The organism is Xanthomonas cucurbitae (assembly GCF_002939885.1).
Lineage (GTDB): Bacteria > Pseudomonadota > Gammaproteobacteria > Xanthomonadales > Xanthomonadaceae > Xanthomonas > Xanthomonas cucurbitae.
On the sequence record NZ_MDED01000029.1, the window covers coordinates 15606 to 34902 of the forward strand.

Below are 19297 nucleotides of genomic sequence, written 5' to 3' on the forward strand. Positions count from 1 at the left end.
CGCAGTTTCGTCTGCGCAACTCCTTGTTTGCCAAGCCTTGTGCCGGACTTTGCCGGATCTGGCGATCTGTTGCCCGCCAGGCTCGCGCGGCCCGGAAGAACTACACAGCGGTAGCACTTTGGCGGCATTGCTGCGCCCGCTGCATGCCGCGTATTTGCGCTATGCAGCAAGGCGTCGTCACGGTCCGTCGGTACAATTCAGGTTTTCCACCGAGCAGTCCAGCTCTACTCATGACAGCCAAGAAAGCCGCTTCGAAATCGTCCACGACGTCGGTCAAACCGGTCGCCGAACGTGCCGTCCCCGTGCTTGCCACCGAACCGCAGGCGGTCACTCTTGAGCCGGTGTTTGCGGCCTTGCGCAAGCGTTATCCGGCTGCCCGCCAGACCGAGGTCCATGCGTTCGCGGCCGACTTCTACCGGCGCATGGAGGAAGACGAATTTCCCAACCACCCACCCGAGCAGTGGGCGGCGCTGGCGTCGGACATGCTGGAATTTGCGCGCACCCGCAAGGCCGGAACGGTCAATGTGCGGGTGTTCAACCCCACCTTGAAGAGCCACGGCTACGAATCGCCGCACACGCTGCTGCAGATCGTCAACGACGACATGCCGTTCCTGGTGGACTCGGTGAGCATGACCCTGGCCGAGCTGGGGATCGGCGTGCATGTGCTTGGCCACCCGGTGCTGCGTATCGCGCGCGACAAGTCCGGCAAGCTCACCGCCGTGGGCGAGGGCAAGAGCGAGTCGCTCATGGTGCTGGAAATCGACCGCCAGCCAGCCGAAGACATGCCCAGGCTGGAAGCGGCGGTGCGCAAGGTGCTGGCCGAGGTGCGCGCCATCGTGCACGACTGGGCCGCCATGCGCGAAAAGATGGTGATGCTGGCCGACGACCTGGCCACCCGCCGCCTGCCGATCGACGACACCAGCCGCCACGAGGCGCAGGAATTCCTGCGCTGGGCCGCTGCCGACCATTTCACCTTCTTCGGCTACCGCGAGTATCGGGTGGAGAAGCAGGGGGGGCAGGAGGTGCTGGCGCCGGTGGAGGAGTCCGGGCTGGGGTTGATGCGTGGCCACGACACCTCGCCGGCGCGTCCGGTGACCACGCTGGCCGCGCACGGTCTGAACGCCTCGTCCAAGCTCAAGGAAGCGTTGATTCTGACCAAGACCAATGCACGTTCGCGCGTGCATCGGGTTGGCTACATGGATTACATCGGTATCCTGGAATTCGACGCCAACGGCCGCATCGTCGGCGAGCAGCGCTTTCTGGGCCTGTTCACTTCCAGCGCCTACAACCGCCGCCCGTGGGAAATTCCGCTGGTGCGTCAACGCCACGAATACGTGATGAGCAAGTCGGGCCTGACCCCGAGCAGCCACAGTGGCAAGGCCTTGCGCCATATCCTGGAAACCTTGCCGCGCGAGGAGCTGTTCCAGTCCAACGAAGAGGAACTCTACCGCACGGCGATGGGTATCCTGGGCTTGCAGGAGCGCGTGCGCAGTCGCCTGTTCCTGCGCCGCGACAAGTACGGGCGTTTCATATCGGCGCTGGTGTACATCCCGCGCGAGCGCTTCAACACCGACGTGCGCCTGCGCATCGAGGCCTTGTTGAAAGGTGCGCTGCATGGCGAATACATCGACTCGTCGGTGGTGCTGGGCGAATCGCCGCTGGCGCAGCTGCACCTGATCGTGCGGCCCAAGAGCGGCGAGGCGCTGGAATTCAATACCACCGAACTCGAATCGCGGTTGGCGCATCTGTTGCGCAACTGGCGCGACGCCCTGCGCGAGGCGCTGGTGGCGCGGCATGGCGAGGCCAACGGCCTGCGCATGGCGGCCAACTTTGGCCGTGCGCTACCCGCTGGCTATATCGAGGACTCGTCGATCGAATCGGCGGTGTCCGATGTGGAGCACCTGGCCGCGCTGGATGGGCCGGATGACCTGCATCTGAGCCTGCAGGAAATCCGTCGCGACGACGGCGTACGGCTGGATGCCGGCGAAGGCCTGCGCCTGAAGCTGTATCGCCAGCTCGACGACATTCCGTTGTCCGATGCGATGCCGATGATGGAGAACATGGGTCTGCGGGTGATCTCCGAGCGGCCATATCGGCTGCAGGTGGGCGAAACGCCCGTCTATATCCAGGACTTCGAGGTCGAATCCACCGCGGGCAAGATCAATGCCGCCAGTGCCGACGCCAGCTTCGGCGAAGCCTTCGAACGCATCTGGAACGGCGATGCCGAAAACGACGGGTTCAACCGCCTGATCCTGGCCGCCCGCCTGCACTGGCGCCAGGTCGCGTTGTTGCGCGGTTACTGCAAGTATCTGCTGCAGACGGCGGTACCGTTCTCGCAGAGCTATGTCGAGGCCACCTTCACCCGTTACCCGTTGCTGGCACGTTTGCTGGTCGAACTGTTCGAGGCACGGTTCGATCCGTCCACCGGCAGCGAAACCAAGCCACAGATCTTTGCTGGCCAGGCCCGCCTGCGTGAGGAACTGTCTGCGCTGGCAGGCAGCGACGAAGCCACGCTCAAGGCCCTGGAACCGGTGCTGGACGCACGCGGCAGCGACCGCGCCGCGCAGCAGGAGGCCACCCGCGCCACCTTGCTCAAGCTGATGGACCGTGTCTCCAGCCTGGACGAAGACCGCATCCTGCGCAGCTTCATCGATGTGATCGATGCAACGCTGCGCACCAATTACTACCAGACCACCAAGGATGGCAAGTACGGCCATTGCATCAGCTTCAAGCTGGATTCGGCAATCGTGCCCGATCTGCCCAAGCCGCGCCCATACCGCGAGATTTTCGTCTACGGGCCGCGCGTGGAAGGCGTGCATCTGCGCTTCGGCGCAGTGGCGCGTGGCGGCCTGCGCTGGTCGGACCGCCGCGAGGATTTCCGTACCGAAGTGCTGGGTCTGGTCAAGGCGCAGATGGTCAAGAACACCGTCATCGTGCCGGTCGGCGCCAAGGGCGGTTTCTACGTCAAGCGTTCGCCGGTGGGTGGCGGCTCCACGACAGAAAATCGTGACGCGATCCAGGCCGAGGGCATCGCCTGCTACAAGCTGTTCATCCAGGGCCTGCTGGACATCACCGACAACATCGTCGGCGGCAAGATCGTGCCGCCGCCGCAGGTGGTGCGTCACGACCAGGACGACCCGTATCTGGTCGTTGCGGCCGACAAGGGCACGGCCACGTTCTCCGACATCGCCAATGGCCTGGCACTGGAGCACGGCTTCTGGCTGGGCGATGCGTTCGCCTCCGGCGGCTCGGTGGGCTACGACCACAAGGGCATGGGCATCACCGCGCGCGGCGCGTGGGAGTCGGTCAAGCGCCACTTCCGTGCGATGGATCGCGATTGCCAGAGCCAGGATTTCAGCGTGGTCGGCATCGGCGACATGTCCGGCGACGTGTTCGGCAACGGCATGCTGCTCTCAAGGCATATCCGCCTGCTGGCGGCGTTCGACCACCGCCACATCTTCCTGGACCCGAATCCGGATGCGGCGGTGTCCTTCGCCGAACGTGAGCGCCTGTTCAAGCTGCCGCGTTCCAGCTGGGCCGACTACGACGCCAAGCTGATTAGCGCCGGTGGCGGCATCTATCCGCGCACGCTCAAATCCATCGACCTCAGCGCGCCGGTGCGCGAAGCGCTGGGCCTGGACGCCAACGTCAAGCAGCTCTCGCCCAACGAGCTGATGAACGCCATCCTCAAGGCGCCGGTGGACCTGTTCTGGAATGGCGGCATCGGCACCTACGTCAAGGCGGCCAGCGAATCGCATGCCGATGTGGGCGACCGCGCCAATAACGGCCTGCGCGTCAATGGCGCCGAGTTGCGCTGCAAGGTGGTGGGCGAAGGCGGCAACCTGGGCCTGAGCCAGCTCGGCCGCATCGAGGCCGCCCAGACTGGCGTGCTGCTCAATACCGACTTCATCGACAACTCGGCCGGCGTGGACACCTCCGATCACGAGGTGAACATCAAGATCCTGCTCAACGACATGGTGCAGGCCAAGAAGCTCACCTATGACGCACGCAACACACTGCTGGCGTCGATGACCGACGAAGTGGCCGACCTGGTGCTGTGGGACAACTACCGCCAGAACCAGGCCATCAGCCTGATGGAGCGCATGAGCGTCAAGCGGCTGGGGTCCAAGCAGCACTTCATTCGCACGCTGGAATTGCAGGGCTTGCTGGATCGTCAGATCGAATTCCTGCCTTCCGACGCCGAACTGTCCGCCCGCAAGGCGCGCGGGCAGGGCTTGTCGCGTCCGGAATTGTCGGTGCTGCTGTCGTATTCCAAGCTGGTGGCGTTCCAGCAGCTGCTGGAATCGGATATCCCAGAAGATCCGTACCTGTCCAAGGAGCTGCAGCGCTACTTCCCGCAGCCACTGCAGAAGAAGTACGCCGATGCGATGGAGCGCCATCGCCTCAAGCGCGAGATCATCGCCACCGCCGTGACCAACGCCACCATCAACCGCATGGGTGCCACCTTCCTGATGCGCATGCAGGAAGACACCGGCCGCAGCATCGGCGAGGTGGCCAAGGCCTACACCATCAGCCGCGAAACGCTGGATGCGCGTGCGCTGTGGACGCAGATCGATGCGCTGGACGGCAAGGTGCCCGAGTCGGTGCAGATCGATGCGCTGGAAGTGATCTGGCGCCTGCAACGCTCGTTCGTGCGTTGGCTTTTGCTGCGTCCGGGTCAGATGCCGGGCATCACTGCGGCCGTGGAGCGTTACCACGGCCCGTTCAACGATATCCGTGTCGCCTCCGGCGTGCTGTCGGATGCGCAGCGCCCGCAGTACGAAGGCAGCGTGCAGGAGTGGCAGGAGAAGGGACTGCCGCCGCAACTGGCCCAGCAGCTATGCGAATTGCGTTACCTGGACCCGGCGTTCGACATCATCGAAACCGCACGTACCCGCAAGCTCAAGCCGGTGGAAGTGTCCAAGGTGCATTTCCGCCTGGGCGACGCGCTACGGCTGCCGTGGTTGTTCGAGCAGATCGACGCGTTGGAGGTCAACGGCCGCTGGCATGCGGTGGCGCGTGGTGTCTTGCGCGACGAACTGGCCGCGCACCAGCGTGCGCTGGTGGGCCAGGTGCTGACCCTGTCCGGCAGCAGTGCCGAGGACAAGGTGGCCAACTGGCTGGCGCGTGACGATTCCAGCCTGCGCTTTACCCTGGCCATGCTGGCCGATGTGGCCGAGCAGAAGACCCTGGACTACCCCACCGTCTCGGTGGCGGTGCAGCGCTTGGGCCAGCTGGCGGCGCACGGGGTGTAAGCACCTCGGTGCAAGGTGATGGCCAAGCGCAGGCTTGGTCATCATGGCGAGACCGCTGCCCGGTCACGTCATGCATGACGTCGGCGTATTCGAGACCATGCCGCTTCAGGGCGGCATGTTTCGTCGTAAGGTGCCTTGCAGTTTCTTCGGAGTAGTGCAGGCCTTGGCGTCAGGCGGCCGGTCCGTCCCAGGCATCCTTGATCTGCACAATCCGCGGCAGAGCCACGTGGAACTGTTCCACCAGACGCGGTTCCAGTTGTTTGCCGGACATGCTGTCGAGCTTGCGCACGGCATCGTCCATCATCCATGGCGCCTTGTAGGCGCGCCGTCCGCAGAGCGCGTCGAATACGTCGGCCACCGCAACGATACGTGCTGATTCGGGAATGGCCTCGCCGGCCAGCCCTTGCGGATATCCGCTGCCGTCCCAGCATTCGTGATGATGCAGCGCGATCTCGGCCGCCAGTTGGAACACCGGCCCGCGCCCGTGACGCAGCAGGTCGTGACCAACCTGCGGATGCCGCCGCACCACCGAGCGTTCGTGTTCGTCCAGTGTGTCGGATTTCAGCAGGATGCTGCCGGGAACGGCGATCTTGCCGGCGTCGTGCAGCGGCGCGGCATCCTGCAGCAGTTGCGCCCGCTCTGGCGACCAGCCCGCCGCCTCGGCCACGACCCGCGCATACAATGCCATGCGCCAGATATGTGCACCGGTATCGACGTCCTGTCCCTGTCCGGCAGTGCCCAACAGATGGATCGCATCGTGATAGCGCTGCGCCAGGAGCAGGCTTTCGGCCAGCTTCAATTGCGTACCGATGCGCGCCTTGAGCAGGGCAGGCGAGTACGGCTTGCTTACGTAATCGGCGGCACCTGCGTCCAGACCGGCTTGCGCGTCGTGCGTGCCGTTGCGTGAGGTCACGAACAGGATCGGGATCGCGCTGCTCGCCGCTTGTTGCTTGAGCGTGCGCGCTACGGTGTAGCCATCCATGTCGGGCAATTCGACGTCCAGCAGGATCAGCGCCGGGGCGTGACGGCCCACCGCCTCCAGCGCTTCGCTGCCGGATTTGGCGAACACCAGCGAAAAATCGTCACGCAGCAACTGGCGCAGGGTGGCCAGGTTGCTGGATTCGTCGTCGACGCAGAGCAGGGGGCGGGATGACATGTGCGTGTCCTTGCCGATGGCCTGGGAGGATGGCCATCACGATGGGTGTGTGGCCTGCCAGTGGTGCAGCACGGATTCGGCACGACGGAAGTCGAAATCCTCCACCGCACGTTGCAGGTCTTCGCGCAGGCCACCGGGCAGGCGCGCTGCGCAGATCAACAATGCATGATCGATCCGGTCGGCATCGTCGCTGGCGAAGGCGACTTGCAGGATCTGTGCGCTGTCGGCATCGAGGGCGGCTGCGGCGTCATCGCCTGCCGCGTGCACCGCATCGTGCTGCAGGAAGGCGTGGATCGCATCGGCAGTACGCTGCATGACGTCCTTGAGTGCGCGCATCGCGGCAGTGAGGTCGTGGCCGTCCTCGATGCAGCTTTCCAGTTCGCCCGCCGCATCGGCCAGCGCCGGCAAGGCCAGTGATCCGGCGGCACCACGCAGCTTGTGCGCCATCGCCCCGATGGCCGGCAGGTCGTTGCGCTGCAGGTACTCGGCGACGGTGGCGGCCGGGTCGGGGTACTCGCGCAGCAGCTTGAGCAGATAGCGCGCATACGGCTCGCGCTCGCGCCACAAGCTGCGCGCGCGCGGGGCGTCCAGCAGCTCCGGATCGTCGTGCTGCCATTGCCCGCCATCGCCGGGCGAGGGCGGCAGTGCGGGCGTGCGGCGGACGCCGGGGGGCATGAAGTGCCGGATCGCGGTGACCAGTTCCTCCACGTTGAATGGCTTGGCGATGAAACCATTCATGCCCGCTTCCAGGGCTTTCTCCTGCTGCGGGCGAAACGCACCGGCGGTCAGCGCGATCACCGGTAGCTTGGCCAGGGCAGGGACCTGGCGCAGCCTGCGGGTGGCCTCGTACCCGTCCACCACCGGCATCTGCACATCCATCAGTACCACCTGGAACAGCTCCGGTGCCCGCTCGAGTACCTCCACTGCCTGCTCGCCATCGTGGGCGACGGTGACCAGCGCTCCTTCGCCTTCCAGGATGCGTTGCGCCACCTCGCGGTTGATGTCGCTGTCGTCCACCAGCAACAGGTGCGCGCCCTCCAGCCGCCGCGTCACGGTGGTGGATGCAGCCGACCGCGTGCCGGGTCGTGCGTCGGCCAGTTGTTCGAACAGACGTTGCAGCGTCACGCTGGTGACCGGCTTTGTCAGCACCGCATCTAGGTCCTGTTGCTCGGGATGCTGTTCCAGCAGGCGACGCTCGTAGGCGGTGACCATGACGATCACCGGATGCGGCCCGGGGGCCACGCGTGCGCGGATCTGGCGGGCGATCGCCACCCCGTCGATGTCGGGCATGCGCCAGTCGAGCAGGAAGATGTCGTACGGCTCGCTGGCCTGTTCGATCGCCTGCAGCGCATCCTGGCCGCTGGCCACCGCATCCACCTGCCAGCCGAGGTCGGTGGCGATGCGCACCAGGTTGTTCAGCGCGGCATCGTGGTCGTCGGCAATCAACACCCTTGGCAACGCCTCGTGCGTTACCGCGGGCGGCGCGTCCTGTGCGGCCGGTTGCTCGGCTTTTTCCAGCGTCACCACGAAATAGAATTCGCTGCCACGGCCGGGCACGCTTTCCACTTCGAGTTCGCCGCCCATCAGCTCGACCAGCCGACGGCTGATGGTCAGCCCCAGCCCGCTACCGCCGTAGCGCCGGCTGGTGGAGGTATCGGCCTGCAGGAATGGCGAAAAGATCAGGCTCTGCTTTTCCTTGGAGATGCCGATGCCGGTATCGCGTACCGAGAACAGCAGCTTGACCTTGTTCGGGTCGCCGCTGGGGAAGCGCCGCACCGACAGCACCACTTCGCCCTGTTCGGTGAACTTGATCGCGTTGCCGACCAGGTTGACCAGCACCTGGTTGATGCGCAGCGCATCGCCCAGCAGCCAGCGGCTATCGCGCGGCAACGGCTCGACGATCATTTCCACCGGCTTGGCGCTGAGCGAGGAGCGCATCAGATCGGCGATGTTGTCGAACAGCTGGTTGAGATCGAACGGCGCGCGTTCCAGATCGATGCGCCCGGCTTCGATCTTGGAGAAGTCCAGGATGTCGTTGATGATCTCCAGCAGGTTGCGCGCGGAGCGGTCGATCTTGGCGACCATGTCCTGGGCCGCCCCGGCCAGCTCGCTGCGTTGGAGCAAATACAGCATGCCCAGGATGGCATTCATCGGGGTGCGGATTTCATGGCTCATGTTGGCCAGGAAGTCGGATTTGGACTGATTGGCGCTCCTGGCCGCGTCCATCGCCAGACGCAATTGTTTTTCGTGTAGCTTCTGCTCGGTGAGATCGACCGCGATGCCGAGGTAGCCGATCACCTGGTCGTTGTCGTCGCGCAGCGTGCTCAACGTCAACAGGACCGGCAGACGGCGGCCCCCGTGGCCGACATAGGTCCATTCACTGGTATCGCTACGGCCCAGGCTGGTCAATGCGGCCACTGCTTCCAGCGTGGGCGTCACCACGCCCCCGGTCTGCTCGGACAACCGCTGTGCGCGGTCCTGCAGTTGGTCGGGTTCGACGAATTGGCTGGCCTTGCGCCGGCCGATGACTTCGTCGGCGCTGTAGCCCAGCAATTTCTCGGCGGCCGGGTTGAACAGCGTGACGAACCCGCCCGAATCGGTGGCGATGATGGCATAGCCGGCATGTGCCAGGATCGCGCGCTGCAACACCGAAAATTTCACCAGCTCACTGGTGCGCTCGGCCACCTGGTGTTCGAGCGAGGCATTGAGATCGACGATGCGTTGATGCGAGCGGACCCGGTCGGAGATGTCGCGGAAGAAGTGCGAGTGGCCGCTGAGCGTGGCATCGGCTTCGATGATCGGCGCCTTGCTGGCCAGCACATGGACCCGGTGGCCGTCGCGATGACGCATGCTCAGCGCCGCCGATGCGGTGGCCACCGGCGCGTCGCCGGGAGGGTCGATTTCCGGCATGGCATAGGGTTGTGGCGACAGCAGCGCGCTCAGGTCCTGGCCGACCGCTTCCTGCGCCGGATACCCGAACATCGTTTCGGCCGCCGGGTTCCAGTGGGTGATGCGTCCATCCGGGGTCTCGGCCACGATGGCCTCGCTGGAATGGCTCACCAGCGCGGCCAGTTCCATCTGCTTGCGCAATACTTCCTCGCGCCGCAGCCGATTGCTGAAATACAGGCCCAGCAACGCTGCCAGCAGCGTTGCGGTACCCATTATCAGGGCGCCAACCAGCCAGGGCGAGGTCTGGTTGAGCGAGGCCACGAACTTGTCGGTGGGGTGTGCGGTGATGATCCAGGTGCGGCCATAGATGGGCAAGAACTGCACCACTGGCCGTCGCCGTGCGCTGTCGCTGGCGGCGATGCCGCTGCGGTAGAAGTTGTGGGTGGGCTCGTTGCGATCGGACAGGTCCAGCGCCACGTCGCTGCGTTCGCCCAACGCGCTCTCCACCATCTGGTCGACACTGAAAGGTGCATACACCCAGCCGCTGGTCGCCGCCATGCGCTGTTGCGGGGTCTGCAGCGGCATGCCCTCGCGATACACCGCCAGCAGCAACAGGAAGCCACTCTCGTTGGGAAAACGGTAGCCGGACAACGATATCGGCGAGGTCATGATCGGCTCGCCACTACGTGCGGCCTGCAGTGCAGCGGCGCGGCGACGCGGTTCGGAGGCGATGTCCAGGCCGAGCGGGCGATTACCCGAGGACTCCGGTTCGAAGTACAGCACCAGGTAGCGCTCGCCGTCCCAGGGGGCCAGCGGACGGCGATGGATGTCGGGGGCACCGTCGGCGCGCGCGGTCTGCAGGAAGCGTTCTTCCTCCGCACGCGCGACGCGATGGATATAGCCATAGCCCAGTACGCCGGGAAACTCGCGGGCGTAGTCGCGCGAGCGGCTGTACAAGGTGAAGCGCTCCCGGCTGATGACGCCGCTGCCTGCGCCGATCACCGCGCCACGCGTACCGCGCAGGCCGTGTTCGAAGGCGTACATGCGTTCGCTGATATTGCGCGTGAGCGCACGTACCACATACTGGAAACGCTGGTCGCGCTCGAGTTCGTTGTGCCGGTTCAGCCAGACGCCTGCAGCGATGGCGGCACACAGGCCTGTGATGAGAACCAGCGCGGCGCAGAGAAACGCCCGGCGCCCGTATTTCCTGCGCAGATTCCAGCGGCCATTCGGCATGCTCGTTCCTTTTGCCCTGCCTGTTGCGTGCCCGTTATACGGCCGACGCCGCTCCCGATCCGGGGCGCGCGCATACGCGTGTCCGGTGGGTGTTCGGCGCCGTGTCAGTGCATCAGAACGATAACCAGATCGACAATGCGTGAAGAATCACACCAATCAGTCCACCGACCAACGTCCCATTGAAGCGAATGTATTGCAGATCGCGCCCCACGCCCAATTCCAATTGTTCGACGAGGTGACGTTCGTCCCAACTTTTCATTGTAGAAGCAATGTGCTCGGTGACCGACGCCCGCAACCGCGTGGTGAGTTTGTCGGCGGCCTGCAGCATGTGCTGGTTGAGTGCGTCGCGCAGCGACGGGTCTTGCGCCAGCGCCTGGCCGAGCGATTGCATCGAGCGCTCGATGTGCGCCGCCACCGACGACTGCTCGCGGGCCAGGTCGCGACGCAGCGCATCGCGGATCTCGCCCCACAGGCCTTGCACGTACTCCTGCAGGGCCGGGTGTTCGATGGCGCGCTGCTTGAGCGCTTCGACCCGCGTGGCCATCTCCGGATCGTCGCGCAGACGCCCGATGTAGCCCTGCAACCAGCTTTCATAGTCGCGCCTGATCGGATGCTCCGGCGTGGTGAGGATGTCCTGCAGTTCCTCGATCGCCGCGCGCGCCATGCGCTCGGCCAGCGAGTCGCCGATCTCTTCGATGGGCTTGACCCAGTTCACCGTGCCGACCAACTTGGGCCATTCGCGACGCGCGTAGCGCACGATCAAGGCCGAGGCGCGCGTCTTGACCTGTTCCTGGTCCAGCCATTGCCCCAGTCGCAACAGCACTTCGTCGAGCAGCTTCTGGTGGCGTCCGTCGGTGGTGAGCAGGGCCATCACATCGCCGACGGTGGCGGCCGCGTTCCACTTGCGAAGCCGGTCCACCACGAAGCGCTGGATGGCATGGCGTACGGCCGCTTCATCCAGCAGATCCATCGCCTGCAGCATCCAGCCGCGCGCCATCTGCGCGAGCATGCGCGCCTGTTCGGGCTTGGCCAGCCAGTCGCCGAGGCGGCTGGCGGGATCGAACACGCGCAGTTTTTCCATCAAGGCCTCGGGCGCCAGGAACTGGTCGCGCACGAACACCGCCAGCCCGTCGGCCAGGCGCTCCTTGCCGCGCGGCAGGATGGCGGTGTGCGGAATCGGCAAGCCCATCGGATGGCGGAACAGCGCCACCACTGCGAACCAGTCGGCCAGGGCGCCGACCGTGGCCGCTTCGCAGAAGGCCGACACCCAGGCCCAGATGCCTTGTTCGCCCATCAGGTGGCTCATCACGAAGCCGGCGAACATTGCCAGCAGCAGTGCCGCTGCAAGCAGCTTCATGCGCTGCAATTGCGCGCGGCGCGGATCGGTGGGGCGGGGCGTGCTGAGGCTGGGTTCCATGCCCGAAGTGTACCCAGTGGCTGGGGCAGGGCATGTCCACGCCAGGGCGGCGGCGGTTGCCGTCGCGGTGTTTTGGGGCGTGGTGGGGGATCGGGAGAGCCCGGTCGCGCCCGGGTGCGCTCCTACAGTCGGGATGCCGGTAGGAGCGTCCCTGGGCGCGATGGGGCTTTGCCGGGAATGCTTGTGGTTATCGGGAGAGCCCGGTCGCGCCCGGGTGCGCTCCTACAGTGGGGATGCCGGTAGGAGCGCCCCTGGGCGCGATGGGGCTTTGCCGGGAATGCTTGTGGTTATCGGGAGAGCCCGGTCGCGCCCGGGTGCGCTCCTACAGTGGGGATGCCGGTAGGAGCGCCCCTGGGCGCGATGGGGCGTTGCCGGGAATGCTTGTGGTTATCGGGAGAGCCCGGTCGCGCCCGGGTGCGCTCCTACAGTGGGGATGCCGGTAGGAGCGTCCCTGGGCGCGATGGGGCGTTGCCGGGAATGCTTGCGGTTATCGGGGCGCCCGGGTGCGCTCCTACGCGAGGTTGGCTCAGCTGCGGAGACGCTCCAGCTGCGCTTGCAGGGCGACGACCTTGGACTGCAGGGCGGCGTTCTCGGTCTCCAGTTCGCTGACGCGGCGTTGCAAGGCCTTGAGGTCGCGGCGCTCGGCTTCGCCACCTTCGGCTTCGTCGGGTCTAGGCTTGCGCTTGGCATCGCGGACGCGCTTGGCCGCCTGCTTGAGTTCGGCCTTGCCGGCGTGGGCTGCGGCGCGCTGCTCATCTGCGGACAGGGTAGCCACGGCAGCGGCGGCGCTGATCGAGATCTCGCCGGCCTTCACCGCCTGCACCACCTCCGGCGCGGCCTGTTTGTGGATGCGTTCGATCATCACCACCTGGTTGCTGCTCAGGCGTGCTTCGCGCGCCAGCTCGGCGCGGCTGACCGGGGTGGAGGTCTCGTCCCATGGTGGGGTGTCGTTGTCCTGGCTCGCCTGTCCATTGCCACGGTCGTGCACGGCATGGTCGTCGCTGTCGGATGACGTGGACGCGTCGGCCACGCTGGGTGCCTCGGCGGCGGTATCGGCGTCGCGCTGGGTACGCTGGCGCGCAGCCAGGATCTCGCGCTTGCGCAGCGCCAGCACACCGCGCTGGAAATCGGACACGCTGCGCCGGCCCAGGTGCTGTTCGATCATCCACAGGTGCACGTCCTGCATCGACGTGAAGCGCGGGTTCTGTACGGTCTGGAACGGCAGTCCGTGCTTCTGGCAGAGGCCGTAGCGGTTGTGGCCGTCCACCAGCACATCGCCCCACAGCACCAGCGCGTCGCGGCAGCCCTCGGCCAACAGGCTGCGCTCCAGCGCCTCGTGCTCGTCGGGGGTCAGGGGGTCGATGTAGGCCTTGAGTTCTTCTTTGACAACGATGTTCATGCGGCAACTGCAGGGGGAGTGCGGGGCCGGCATTGTAGTGAGGCGGCCCGGGCTTTGCGCGCTTGACCCGGCACCAGCGCGCATGCGAGGCCGGTGGCAAGGCGCGGGCTGCGCCGCAGTGCATCGGCGGTGGCGCAATCTAGTCGGTAAGGACTAGTCAATTAGTCGCACTGTCGGCCGCTAACCTCAAGGAAGGCTTGCGTGGCTTGGGGCTGCTGGCGCGATGGAACGCTGCCGTGCGGGACCGAGCATTGCAAAGCTGCGGGGATCGCCGATGATGCGCCAGACCGGTGCCGGTCGGGGCTGGTTGCCGTTGTCTGCCATGCGCGCCATACCAATCCATCGCAGCCGTCAATCGTATTCATCGCAGCACTTTTACTTTGGGGGAAATGGGAATGACGCAAGGATCCATCGTGGCGACAGCCAGCGGCGCCAGCGCCGGTCTGCTGTCCAAGGAGCGCATCGTTGCGCGTCCGGGGTTCAACCGTTGGCTGGTACCGCCGGCCGCGTTGGCGATCCACCTGTGCATCGGCATGGCCTACGGCTTCAGCGTGTTCTGGCTGCCGTTGTCCAAGGCGCTGGGCATCACCGAAGCGATCGCCTGTCCGGCCGACATGGGCTTGTTCGCCCGCATGGTGTCCACGACCTGCGACTGGAAGATCAGCGAATTGCAGTGGATGTACACGCTGTTCTTCGTGCTGCTGGGCTGCTCGGCGGCGATCTGGGGCGGCTGGCTGGAACGCGCCGGACCGCGCAAGGCGGGCGTGGTATCGGCGCTGTGCTGGTGCGGCGGCCTGGTGATCTCGGCGATGGGTATCCACTTCCACCAGATCTGGATGCTGTGGCTGGGCTCGGGCGTGATCGGCGGGATTGGTCTGGGCCTGGGCTACATCTCGCCGGTGTCCACCCTGATTAAATGGTTCCCCGACCGCCGCGGCATGGCGACTGGCATGGCCATCATGGGCTTCGGCGGCGGCGCGATGATCGGCAGCCCGCTGGCCGATGCGCTGATGCGCCACTTCGCCACCCCCACGTCGGTGGGCGTGATGGAAACCTTCCTGGTCATGGCCGCGCTGTATTTCGTGTTCATGATGGCTGGCGCCTTCGGCTACCGCGTGCCGCCGAGCGGCTGGACGCCGGCTGGCTGGACCGCGCCGGTGGCCAGCTCCAACACCATGATTACCTCCAACCATGTGCACGTGAAGAAGGTCTGGGGCATCCCGCAGTTCTGGCTGTTGTGGGGCGTGCTGTGCCTGAACGTGTCGGCCGGTATCGGCGTGATCGGCATGTCCTCGCCGATGCTGCAGGAAGTATTTGGCGGCCGCCTGATCGGCGTGGATGTCGGCTTTGGCAGCCTGGACCCCACCCAGCTGGCCAGCATCGCCGCCATCGCGGCGGGGTTCACCGGCTTGCTCAGCCTGTTCAACATCGGCGGCCGCTTCTTCTGGGCCAGCATGTCCGACAAGCTCGGCCGCAAGAATACCTACACGGTGTTCTTCCTGCTCGGCATCTGCCTGTATGCGGCGGCGCCATCGGCCGGTAACGTGGGCGGCATTGCGCTGTTCGTGGGCATTTTCTGCATCATCCTGTCGATGTACGGCGGCGGCTTCGCCACCATTCCGGCGTACCTGGCCGACCTGTTCGGCACCCAGATGGTGGGCGCCATCCACGGCCGCCTGCTGACAGCCTGGGCCACTGCCGGCATCCTCGGCCCGGTGGTGGTGGGTTATATGCGCGAGTACCAGCTGGCCCACGGCAGCCCGCCGTCACAGGTCTACAACACCACCATGTACATCCTCGCCGGCATGCTCGTGCTCGGCCTGATCTGCAATCTGCTGGTGCGTCCGGTGGCCGCGCGTCATTTCATGACGCCCGACGAACTGGCGCGCGAAAAGCAGCTGGCGCACGAAAAGGTCGACCGCAGCGGTCATGCGGTGTTGCCGCCGGAGCAGATGGCGCGCATCGGCCACGGTGGCAATCCCGCGCTGGTGGCGGTTGCCTGGTTGGCAGTGGGTATCCCGATGCTGTTCGGCATCTGGGTGACGCTGCAGAAAGCCTTCGTGCTGTTCCATTGAGGTGAGATGACCACTCCGTCCTCGCGCTCGGTGCGCCCTGGCAGCGTGGTGCGCACGGTGTTCCGACATCGTGGCGGGCGCGGTGCCACGGTGCAGGACCAGGTGGCGGCCGAAATGCCGGTTGCGCTGATCTACAACCAGGTGCCGTTCGCGGTGATGATGGCCACGCCTGAAGACCTGGAAGACTTTGCGCTGGGCTTTTCGCTGAGCGAAGGCATCGTCGACCACCCGCAGGAGCTGCGGGTGGTCGCGGTGGAGACCTTTCTGGAAGGCGCTTCGTTGCAGATCGAGATCCCGCCCGAGCGTGCCGCCGCACTGGACCGGCGGCGGCGCAACCTGGATGGGCGCAGCGGTTGCGGGGTGTGCGGCAACGAATCGATCGAGGCGGTGCTGCGCGTGCCGCCGGTGGTGCAGTCCGCCTTGCAGATCGATGCGGACGCGTTGGCGCGCGCGCTGGCTGGGCTGCACGCGCAGCAGCCGATCGCCGCGCAGACCGGCGCGGTGCACGCGGCCGGATGGGCTGATGCCGAGGGTGTCGTGCAGCTGGTACGCGAAGACGTTGGCCGGCATAACGCCCTGGACAAGTTGATCGGTGCATTGGCGCAGGCGCGCATCGATGCATCGCAAGGATTTGCGGTGGTCACCAGCCGCGCCAGTTTTGAGATGGCCATGAAAGCCGCGCAGGCCCGGATACCGCTGCTTGCAGCGATCTCCGCGCCCACCGCGCTGGCGATCAGCCTGGCCGACAGTGCGGGCGTGACCCTGATCGGGTTTGCCCGCGATCACGATTGTGTTGTTTACAGCCATCCGCAGCGCCTGAACCTGGGCGTGGCGGTGGGAGAGCCCGCATGAGCAAGAAGACCATCAAGCAGTACGACAATCCCGCTGGCGGCTGGGGCGCATTGCGCTCGGTCGCCAAGCACCTGATGGAACAGGACATCGCAGTGCAGGGCGCCAAGACGCTGCTGCATGCCAACCAACCGGACGGCTTCGACTGCCCCGGCTGCGCCTGGCCCGACCGCGATCACACCTCCACCTTCGAGTTCTGCGAGAACGGCGCCAAGGCTGTGGCGGCCGAGTCCACCGCGCGCCGTGCCGGGGCGCAGCTGTTCGCTTCGCACAGCGTCAGCCTGTTGTCGCAGTACAGCGACTACTGGCTGGAGGGGCAGGGCCGGCTGACCGAGCCGATGCGCTATGACGCGGCCACCGACCATTACGTACCAGTGAGCTGGGATGAGGCGTTTGCGCAGATCGCCAGCCATCTCAATGGCCTGGCCAGCCCCGATGAGGCGATCTTCTACACTTCCGGGCGCACCAGCAACGAGGCGGCGTTCCTGTACCAGCTGTTCGTGCGTGAGTTCGGCACCAACAACTTTCCCGACTGCTCCAACATGTGCCACGAACCCTCCGGCACCGCGCTGCGCTCGCAGATCGGCGTGGGCAAGGGCACGGTGTCGCTGCACGATTTCGAACTGGCCGATGCCATCTTCATCTTCGGCCAGAACCCAGGCACCAATCACCCGCGCATGCTCGGCGAGTTGCGTCAGGCCTCCAAGCGTGGCGCGGCGATTGCCGCGTTCAATCCGCTGCGCGAGCGCGGGCTTGAAAAGTTCGCCGACCCGCAGGACAAGCTGGAGATGCTGCACAACGGCTCCACGCGCATCGCATCGGATTACTTCCAGCTCAAGATCGGCGGCGATCTGGCTGCGATCAAGGGCATCATCAAGCATGTGCTCGAACGCGACGCGCAGGCACAGCGCGAAGGTACGCCGCGCTTGCTGGACCTGGATTTCATCGCCGAGCACACCGCCAATTTCGACGCCTTTGTCGCGGACGTGCAGGCCGAGTCCTGGGACACCATTGTCGAGGAATCCGGGCTGGACGAAGCGGCGCTGCGCAAGGCCGGGCAGATCTACCTCAACGCCGGGAGCGTGATCGCCTGCTGGGGCATGGGTATCACCCAGCACAAGCATTCGGTGGCCACCATCCACATGATTACCAACCTGCTGTTGCTGCGCGGCCACCTGGGCCGGCCCGGCGCAGGCGTGTGCCCGGTGCGCGGGCATAGCAACGTGCAGGGCGACCGCACGATGATGATCTACGAAAAGCCGCCGGCCGCGTTCCTGGACAAGCTGCAGTCGGTGTTCGGCTTCGCGCCGCCGCGGGCGGACGGCTTCGATACCGTCGGCGCCATCGAGGCAATGCTGGATGGTCGCGGCAAGGTGTTCTTCGCGATGGGCGGCAACTTCGCCGCGGCCACGCCCGATACCGAGGCCACGCACCGTGCGTTGCGCAACTGCGACCTCACCGTGCATGTCACCACCAAGCTCAATCGCAGCCACCTGGTGCATGGGCGCGAGGCGCTGATCCTGCCGTGCCTGGGCCGCACCGAAATCGACATCCAGGACGCCGGCGCGCAAGGAGTGACGGTGGAGGATTCGATGAGCATGGTGCACCTGTCGGCCGGCATCAATCCGCCGGCCTCGCCGGACCTGTTGTCCGAGCCGGCGATCGTGGCACGCATGGCCGAAGCCACCTTGGGTGCGCGCAGCGCGATCCGCTGGCGCTGGCTGGTGGGCGACTACGACCGTGTGCGTGATCTGATCGCGCAGGTGTTCCCGGATTTTGCCGACTTCAACCAGCGGGTGCGCGTGCCGGGGGGCTTTCGCCTGTCCAACACCGCGCGCGACCGCAAGTGGGTCACGCCCGAGCAACGCGCGGTGTTCAAATCGCATGCAGTGCCTACCGACAACCCGATCCACCGCGCGCGGCGTTCGCGGGGCGATCAGATGGTCTTCACGCTAGCCACCACGCGCTCGCACGACCAATACAACACCACCATCTACGGACTGGACGATCGCTATCGCGGCGTGTTCGGCGAGCGCCGCGTGCTGTTCATCAACGGCGCCGACATTGCCGCGCTCAACATGAAGGCCGGCGATTGGGTGGACCTGGAGAGCTTGTGCGAGGACGGCGTGCGCCGTGAGGCGCGGCGCTTCCTGCTGGTGGACTACAACATCCCGCGTGGCTGCCTGGCGGCGTACTACCCGGAAACCAACGCGCTGGTGCCGCTGTCCAGCTTCGCCGACGAAGCGCGCACGCCCACCTCCAAGTCGATTCCGGTGATCGTGCTGCCGCACCGCGCCGAAACCGCCGACGCGGCGCCGCGCGACATCGGGGCCGTGCTTGTCCGCTGACCCGCAGCTCACTGCACAGCTATTGCACGCCCTGGCCGAGGCACCGCAGGGCGTGTCTCTGGCGAAGTTGTGCAAGCAGCTGGGCGTGCGCATGAGCGTGCTGCTACGCACGCTCGCCTGGCTGGGCACGGCCAACCTGGACGGTGAACCGGGTCCGGACTGGGTGCGTGTAGAAGAGCGTGGCGAACGCCAATTTGCGGTGCTAACGCCTGCCGGCCTGGTTGAACACGTGCAAGGTGCAACGGCGCAAGTGCCGCAGGGCGGTTGAGCGATCTTCCCGCTTTGATGAAGAGCTGGCGGTGTTTTGGATTTGGTTGGCACCGCATCCAGGAACGACGAGGGTCACGGGTTTGTGCCAAAAGCGTCGTTGGGCGCGCGCGCGGTGCCCTCACCGCACCAGAACGTTGGTCGGCGGTTTTGAGAAGCGGCTCCTGATGCGGTAGCGGCGCAGCACACTCAGCGAACGTCGCCTGTCGCTTGCACTGACAGACCGACCCTCTCGAATGGTCCTTGCCCGCTCACCGTCGCTGGACCTTACGCGGCATGGATGCCGCGTAAAAGCCTACAGGGATGTACTTGCGGCGTGTCCCGCGATGGTGGGCGGGCAAGGGCCTCCTGCAAACCGACAAAGCTTTAGCGGGACATAGTCGAAGCGACGCCACAAAACAGGCGC

The 19297-nt window shown here is 65.7% G+C and carries 9 protein-coding genes; 5 read left to right on the forward strand and 4 right to left on the reverse strand.

The features are described 5' to 3' along the window. Positions 1-230: 230 nt before the first annotated feature. The gene (locus tag XcuCFBP2542_RS14610) at positions 231-5255 is read left to right on the forward strand and encodes an NAD-glutamate dehydrogenase (protein WP_104604329.1); all 5025 of its coding nucleotides are present in this window, start codon (positions 231-233) and stop codon (positions 5253-5255) included. 169 nt (positions 5256-5424) lie between these two features. Here XcuCFBP2542_RS14610 and XcuCFBP2542_RS14615 read toward each other — a convergent pair whose 3' ends face one another. The 4 genes from XcuCFBP2542_RS14615 to XcuCFBP2542_RS14630 all read right to left on the reverse strand — a co-directional run bounded on the left by XcuCFBP2542_RS14615 (position 5425) and on the right by XcuCFBP2542_RS14630 (position 13352). After that, complete coding sequence (locus XcuCFBP2542_RS14615; RefSeq protein WP_104604331.1) at positions 5425-6411, reverse strand: HD-GYP domain-containing protein; 987 nt, start codon at positions 6409-6411, stop codon at positions 5425-5427. A gap of 36 nt (positions 6412-6447) precedes the next feature. Next, positions 6448-10536 (reverse strand): CHASE domain-containing hybrid sensor histidine kinase/response regulator, encoded by a 4089-nt coding sequence (locus XcuCFBP2542_RS14620; RefSeq protein WP_104604333.1) that lies wholly within the window; start codon positions 10534-10536, stop codon positions 6448-6450. A gap of 112 nt (positions 10537-10648) precedes the next feature. After that, positions 10649-11953: a DUF445 domain-containing protein gene (locus tag XcuCFBP2542_RS14625; RefSeq protein WP_104604335.1), complete on the reverse strand. Its 1305-nt coding sequence runs from the start codon at positions 11951-11953 to the stop codon at positions 10649-10651. A 526-nt stretch (positions 11954-12479) separates the two neighbouring features. Then, positions 12480-13352 (reverse strand): plasmid replication/partition related protein, encoded by an 873-nt coding sequence (locus tag XcuCFBP2542_RS14630; protein ID WP_104604337.1) that lies wholly within the window; start codon positions 13350-13352, stop codon positions 12480-12482. Between the two features lie 395 nt (positions 13353-13747). Here XcuCFBP2542_RS14630 and XcuCFBP2542_RS14635 point away from each other — a divergent pair, with 395 nt between their 5' ends. Genes XcuCFBP2542_RS14635 through XcuCFBP2542_RS14650 form a run of 4 tightly spaced genes read left to right on the forward strand, consistent with a single transcriptional unit; the run spans position 13748 to position 18892 of the window. After that, positions 13748-15427 (forward strand): OFA family MFS transporter, encoded by a 1680-nt coding sequence (locus tag XcuCFBP2542_RS14635; RefSeq protein ID WP_104604339.1) that lies wholly within the window; start codon positions 13748-13750, stop codon positions 15425-15427. 6 nt (positions 15428-15433) lie between these two features. Next, positions 15434-16279: a formate dehydrogenase accessory sulfurtransferase FdhD gene (gene fdhD / locus XcuCFBP2542_RS14640; protein ID WP_104604341.1), complete on the forward strand. Its 846-nt coding sequence runs from the start codon at positions 15434-15436 to the stop codon at positions 16277-16279. Further along, the gene (locus XcuCFBP2542_RS14645) at positions 16276-18624 is read left to right on the forward strand and encodes an FdhF/YdeP family oxidoreductase (protein ID WP_104604343.1); all 2349 of its coding nucleotides are present in this window, start codon (positions 16276-16278) and stop codon (positions 18622-18624) included. Before fdhD ends, XcuCFBP2542_RS14645 begins: the two co-directional genes overlap by 4 nt. After that, positions 18614-18892 (forward strand): hypothetical protein, encoded by a 279-nt coding sequence (locus XcuCFBP2542_RS14650; RefSeq protein WP_104604345.1) that lies wholly within the window; start codon positions 18614-18616, stop codon positions 18890-18892. The genes XcuCFBP2542_RS14645 and XcuCFBP2542_RS14650 overlap by 11 nt, the downstream gene beginning before the upstream one ends. Positions 18893-19297: the final 405 nt, after the last annotated feature.